The organism is Thauera aminoaromatica S2 (assembly GCF_000310185.1).
In the GTDB taxonomy this organism is placed as follows: Bacteria; Pseudomonadota; Gammaproteobacteria; order Burkholderiales; family Rhodocyclaceae; genus Thauera; species Thauera aminoaromatica.
The window spans coordinates 1-6,332 of record NZ_AMXD01000179.1 but is presented as its reverse complement, the minus strand read 5'-3'; the positions used below and the strand labels follow the sequence as shown (position 1 = coordinate 6,332).

The following is a 6,332-nucleotide window of genomic DNA, read 5'->3' as shown; positions in this document are numbered from 1 at the left end:
GGCGGCGCGGCATGCCGGCGCACTGGCTGGACGCCGGCGAGCTGGCCCTGCTCGCCGAAAGATACGGCGACGCCCGCGGCGCCCGCCTGCAGCTCGACCGCCTGCGCCGCCACCTCGACGAGGGCGAGTGGATCACCGACCCCGCCGTGCTGGTGGTGCGCGACCGTCTCGGCGCCGACGTCGCCCTGCGCGAGCGCGACTACCTCAACCGCCAGGGCTACTGCACCACCGCGCGGCTGCACTCCGACAACGCCCGCGCCGCCTACATCGCCAAGCTGCGCGCCACCGTGCGCCAGTACGCGAAGAACCTGAAGGCGCTCGGCGAGCTCGCCAACGTCAGCGTCGACTGCCCCACCCCGCACCTGGAGAACGATGACCTCTCGCTCGCCCAGGCCGGGCTCGAGGTGCGCTTCGACTTCGACCGCAAGGGCGCGGTGGGCCTCAACGACGGCGAGGCCTCGGGCGGCCAGCAGGTCATGAAGTCGCTGATCCTGCTGATCGGCCTGCTGATGGACGAGTCCCGCCCCGGCGGCTTCGTCTTCATCGACGAGCCCTTCGCACATCTGGACGTCGCCAACATCGACCGCGTCGGCACCTTCCTGCGCGCCACCCGCGCGCAGTATCTGATCACCACGCCGGTGACCCACAACGCCAACGTCTTCGCGCCCGCCCAGCTCACGCTGGTCACGCGCAAGAAGCAGCCCGGCACCGACTGGGCGCCGCCGATCGGGGTGCTGCAGCGCGCGGTGGATTGAAGGACAAGGCCGTCGAGCACCCTGCGGCCGCGTTCGCGGCTTGCGCCGCTCCTGCAGGGGGCGCTGTTTCACGCAGGAGCGCCGCCAGGCGCGAACACGGCGCTCGTTCAGCGCTCCAGCAGGGCCTCGGCCGGCATGCCGACGCGCACGTTGCCCCAGTGGCGCCCGCCGATCACGATCGGCATGGCGAGGTCGCACAGCACCTCGCCGGTGTCGCGCAGGTAGGTCTGCAGCAGCATCGGCTCGGTGTTGCGCGCGGCGCGCAGCTCGGCGGGGTTCTCGAACTTGCGGCAGGTGCGGTTGCCGACCAGATCCTTGGCGGGATCGCCGGTCAGCGGCTGCGAGTAGCGGCTGTTGTGCGCGGAGAGGTAACCGTCGGTATTGACCGCAACCGCGAACACCGCGCCGCGCGCGCGTTCCAGGCTCTCGTCGAGGAGGCGCTGGCAGCGGCGGGTGAATTCCTCGCCCCAGGCCACGCGGAACTTGGGCGGGTTGCTGCCCGGCACGGGGCGGTAGGTGCGATCGAAGACGTCCACCCTCGCAGCCGCCATCTGCTCGAGTTCAGCCTGGACGCCGTCACGGAAACCGCGCGTTTCGTTGACCAGCAGGTCGAAGACCCCGGTGCCGATCTTGAAGCGCGACACCAGCTCCTGCACCGCCTCGGTCGACTTGGTGAGCGCGAGGGTGCGCTGCTCGCAGTTCTCCATGCGCCCGGCCACCTCGGCGGACAGACGGTGGATGTCGGTGACGTTGGCGTGCACATGGGCGTTGGTCTCGGTCAGCGAGGCCATGCCGGCGGCGATCTGCGAGAGCTGCCCGCCGGTGCGCTCGAACTCGCCCACCATGTGCTCGAACTGCGTGGCCGAGCGCGTCACCACGTCGCGCGTCTGCTCGACGTCGTCGTTGATCACGTCGTTCTCGGCGCGCGTGTCGCCCACCAGCTCGAGCATGCCGTTGATGTTGCCGACGATCTCCTGGGTGGCCTTGTTGACCCGCTCGGCGAGCTTGCGCACCTCGTCGGCGACGACCGCGAAGCCGCGCCCGGCCTCGCCTGCGCGTGCAGCCTCGATCGCAGCATTGAGCGCGAGCAGGTTGGTCTGGTCGGCGATCTCGCGAATCAGCGCGGCGATCTCCTTGACGCTCTCCGAGCGCTGCGAGAGCTCGTCCACCGTGTGGTTGAAGCGCTGCAGCTTCTCGCTCACCGCGAGGATCTTGGCGGCGACGTTCTGCACCTCGCCGAGCGACTCGCGCGCGATCTCGAGGTTGCGCAGGGTCGAGGCGTCGATCGCGCGTGCGCTCACCGACACCTCGCCGATCGCCTCGGTCGAGCGCGTGCTGGCCTCGAAAACGGTGTCGGTCATGTCGCCCTGGCGCTGCGCATCGCGCGCGGAGTTCTCCACGCCCAGCTTCACCTGCACCGCCTCGCGTGCGATGTTGACGCTCATCGAGCGCACCTTGCCGATGATCTCGCGCATCTTGCCGGCGAAACGGTTGTAGCTCGCCGCGAGCTCGCGCAGCTCGTCGTGCGTGGTGAGCGGGAGGTCGCGGGAGAAGTCGCCCTCGCCGCGCGCGATCTCGTCGAAGATGGCGGTGATGACGCGGATCGGGCGCACGACCAGGTGGCGCAGATAGAGGATCTGGCCGAGCAGCATCGCCAGCGCCAAGGCCGAGAGCGCAAGCATCGCGTAGAGGCCGGCGTCGAAGGTCGCGACCACCGACGAGAGGACCTCCGGCGCCACCGTACCCTTGGCAAGCGCCTTCTCCACGGCCTCGCGCCGGTCCTGCCAGATGACGAGATAGCCCAGGTTGATCGCCAACAACAGCAGGAAGCTGAAGAGTTTCTTGGTCAGCGAGTTCCAGAAGGTCTTCTCGATGCCTTCGTACATTTGCCGGAAGGTACTCATGGGGGTTCCGCGGGGAGGTTGAATCGACCTCTGTCTTATCGGTCCCCGCAATGGGGACTTTAGGATCGGGCCCGGGAGATCACCGACTCATGCTGCGGATGGACGCCGCCGCAGCCGATCGCGACTTGCGTCGCGCCTGCCGGAGACTCTCGAAACGGGGACGATCCTGGGGCGGGACCGCGGATTCGCGGACATCTCCAGAAGATTCCGTGGGTCCGGGGCGCGTTGCGCAATTGCCCCGCCTTGCCGGCCCTGCCACAATCACGCCTTTCGCACGCGGCCCGCTGCGGCGCATCCCCTTTCAGAGCTTCGACACCCAGATCATGTCCGACCAGACGCAGACCACGCCCCAGCCCCAGGACGAAAACCACCTCATCGCCGAGCGCCGCGAGAAACTCGCCGCCTGGCGCGCGAGCGGCGGTGCCTTCCCCAACGATTTCTCGCGCGAGAACACCGCCGGCAAGCTCGACGAGCTCTACGGCGACAAGGACGCCGAGGCGCTGGAAGCGACGCCGGTCGAGGTCAGGGTGGCCGGCCGCATCATGTTGAAGCGCATCATGGGCAAGGCGAGCTTCGTCACCATCCAGGACCTCTCCGGCCGCATCCAGCTCTACGTGCAGCGCGACGGCGTGGGCGAGGACGTCTATGCCCAGTTCAAGACCTGGGACATCGGCGACATCGTCGGCTGCGTGGGCACGGTGTTCAAGACCAAGACCGGCGAACTCACCGTCAAGGCCGCGGAGATCCGCCTCCTCACCAAGAGCCTGCGCCCGCTGCCCGACAAGTTCCACGGCCTCACCGACGTCGAGCAGAAGTACCGCCAGCGCTATGTCGACCTGATCATGAACGAGCAGTCGCGCTTCACCTTCGTGGCGCGCAGCCGCATGGTGCAGTCGATCCGCAACTACATGACCGGCCACGGCTTCCTCGAGGTCGAGACGCCGATGATGCACCCCATCCCGGGCGGTGCCGCGGCCAAGCCCTTCACCACCCACCACAATGCGCTCGACATGGAGCTCTTCCTGCGCATCGCGCCCGAGCTCTACCTCAAGCGCCTGGTGGTGGGCGGCCTGGAGAAGGTCTTCGAGGTCAACCGCAACTTCCGCAACGAAGGTCTCAGCCCGCGCCACAACCCCGAATTCACCATGATGGAGTTCTACGAGGCGTACGCGAACTACAAGACGCTGATGGACTTCACCGAGGGCCTGATCCGCCACGCCGCGCGCGAGGCGCTGGGCACCGAATCCTTCGTCTATCAGGGCCGCGAGCTCGACCTGTCGAAGCCCTTCCACCGCCTCACCATCGTGCAGGCGATCCGCAAGTACCACCCGGGCTTCACCGCGGAACAACTGGCCGACGCCGCGTGGCTGAAGGAAAAGATCGTCGCCTTCGGCGAGAAGGTCAAGCCGGGCGGCCTGGGCAGCCTGCAGCTGCAGCTCTTCGAAGCCTGCGCCGAGGCCGAGCTGTGGGAGCCGACCTTCATCATCGACTACCCGGTCGAGGTCTCGCCGCTGGCGCGCGCCTCGGACACCGACCCCGAGATCACCGAGCGCTTCGAGCTCTTCATCGTCGGCCGCGAGATCGCCAACGGCTTCTCCGAGCTCAACGACCCCGAGGACCAGGCCGCGCGCTTCCGCGCCCAGGTCGAGGCCAAGGAGGCCGGCGACGAAGAGGCCATGTATTACGACGCCGACTACATCCGCGCGCTCGAATACGGCCTGCCCCCGACCGGCGGCTGCGGCATCGGCATCGACCGCCTGGTGATGCTGCTCACCGACGCGCCGGCGATCCGCGACGTGATCCTGTTCCCGCAGATGCGTCCCGAGGCCGCTGCGGGCCTGGTCATCCCGGAACCCGAGCTCTGATCCCGGCGTCCGCCGCGCGGAGCGTCCCCACGCTCCGCGCCGGCGCCCTGTGCTTGCCCTCGCCATGCCGATCCATCCCGCCCGCCTCGAGCGCACGCCCGAGGGCGTGCTGTACTCGGGCGCCTTCGGCGACGTCTACCACTCGCGCGACAATGCGCTCGGCCAGGCGCACGCGGTCTTCATTGCGGGCAACGGCCTGCCGCAGCGCTGGCAGGGGCGTGAGCGCTTCACCATCGTCGAGACCGGCTTCGGCGCCGGACTGAACTTCCTTGCCACCTGGGCGGCGTGGCGCGAGGATGCCTGCCGCAGCGCCCGCCTGCACTTCGTCTCCTGCGAGCTGCACCCCTTCTGCCGCGAGGATCTCGCCCGCATCCACGCCGCCTGGCCCGAGCTCGCCACCTTTGCGGCCGAGCTGCGCGCGCAGTGGCCGGTGCTCGCGCCCGGGCTGCACCGACTGAACCTGGACGCGGGCCGCGTCACCCTGACGCTCTTCCTCGGCGATGCCGCCGATGGCCTCGCGCGCATCGACGCGCGCGCCGACGCGCTCTATCTCGACGGCTTCGCCCCGGCGAAGAATCCCGCGCTGTGGTCCGAGCGCGTCTTCCATCTGCTCGCCGGCCTCGCTGCCCCGGACGCGACGCTCGCCACCTGGTCGGTCGCCGGCCAGGTGCGCGAAGGCCTGCGCCGCGCCGGCTTCACGACCGAAAAGGCGCCCGGCTTCGGCACCAAGTGGCAGATGCTGCGCGGCCGCCTCGCACGCGAGGCCCGCCCGCTCGCTGTACCGGAGGCCGCGACCAGCGGTCGCCACGCGCTGGTGCTCGGTGCCGGCATTGCCGGCTGCACCGTGGCCGAGCGCCTCGCCGGGCGCGGGTGGACGGTGGAGCTGATCGACCGTGCCCCTGCGCCGGCCACGGGCGCCTCGGGCAACCTCGCCGGCGTGCTGCGCCCGCTGCCCAGCCTGGACGACAACCGCATGAGCCGGCTCACCCGCGCCGGCAGCCTGTACGCCTGGCGGCGCATTCATCAGCTGCGCGTGCGCGGCCTGGCGCTGCGCGCCGACGACTGCGGCGTGCTGCACCTGGGGCGCGACGCTGCACAGGAAGTCAAGATGCGCGCGGTGGTCGAACGCCTCGCGCTGCCGCCAGAACACTTGCGCTTCGTCGGCGTCGACGAGGCGGCGGAAATCGCCGGCTGCGCGGTCGCCAACGGCGGCTGGTGGTTCGCCGGCAGCGGCTGGGTGCAGCCGCCCAGCCTGTGTGCGGCCAGCCTGGAGGCGGCGGGCGGGCGCCTGCGTGGGCACTTCGGCCACACCGTGGCGCGGCTCGGGTACGACGGCGGCGCCTGGCACGCGCACGGGCCCGACGGCAGCACGATCGCGAGCGCCCCCGTGGCGATCCTCGCGCCCGGCACCGGCATCGCCGACTTCGAGCAGGCCAGCCTGCCGGTGGTGAGCGCGCGCGGCCAGGTCTCCCATCTGCCCGCGGTCGCGGGCAGCGCGCCGCGGGTGGTGGTGTGCCGCGGTGGCTACGTGAGCCCGGCGGTGGACGGCCTGCGCTGCGCCGGCGCCACCTTCGCGGTGGACGACCCCGACCCCGGCCTGCGCCCGCAGGACCATGCCGAGAACCTGCAGCGCCTGGAAGCCATGATTCCCGGCTTCGGCGCCGGCCTGGGCGCGGGCTTCGACCCCGATCGGCTCGATGGCCGGGTGGGGTTCCGGCCTGCCTCACCCGACCGCCTGCCGATGGTCGGGGCCCTCCCGCTGCCCGACCGGCCTCCCGCCTCGGCCGCCCGCGGCCTCGACGAGCTGC

Annotated in this window: 3 protein-coding genes and 1 pseudogene; 3 read left to right on the top strand and 1 reads right to left on the bottom strand. The window is 70.4% G+C overall.

Annotated features, from left to right (window positions below):
• Positions 1–755 (top strand): annotated as a pseudogene (locus C665_RS17735) (chromosome segregation protein SMC); the annotation flags it as partial.
• Positions 756–862: 107 nt separating this feature from the next.
• On the opposite strand, the gene C665_RS17730 reads toward C665_RS17735, so the two are convergent.
• Positions 863–2,659, bottom strand: coding sequence for a methyl-accepting chemotaxis protein (locus C665_RS17730; protein ID WP_040829583.1), 1,797 nt, complete (start codon positions 2,657–2,659; stop codon positions 863–865).
• Positions 2,660–2,982: 323 nt separating this feature from the next.
• Here C665_RS17730 and lysS point away from each other — a divergent pair, with 323 nt between their 5' ends.
• Positions 2,983–4,524, top strand: a complete 1,542-nt coding sequence (lysS, locus tag C665_RS17725; protein ID WP_012585277.1) for a lysine--tRNA ligase — start codon at positions 2,983–2,985, stop codon at positions 4,522–4,524.
• Positions 4,525–4,588: 64 nt separating this feature from the next.
• A partial coding sequence (gene mnmC, locus C665_RS17720; protein ID WP_004324981.1) for a bifunctional tRNA (5-methylaminomethyl-2-thiouridine)(34)-methyltransferase MnmC2/FAD-dependent 5-carboxymethylaminomethyl-2-thiouridine(34) oxidoreductase MnmC1 occupies positions 4,589–6,332 on the top strand: 1,744 nt, incomplete at its 3' end.

Coding starts and splice junctions, on each gene's coding strand:
- C665_RS17730 (WP_040829583.1), bottom strand. CDS start 2,659: ATGAGTACCTTCCGGCAAATGTACGAAGGCATCGAGAAGACCTTCTGG.
- lysS (WP_012585277.1), top strand. CDS start 2,983: ATGTCCGACCAGACGCAGACCACGCCCCAGCCCCAGGACGAAAACCAC.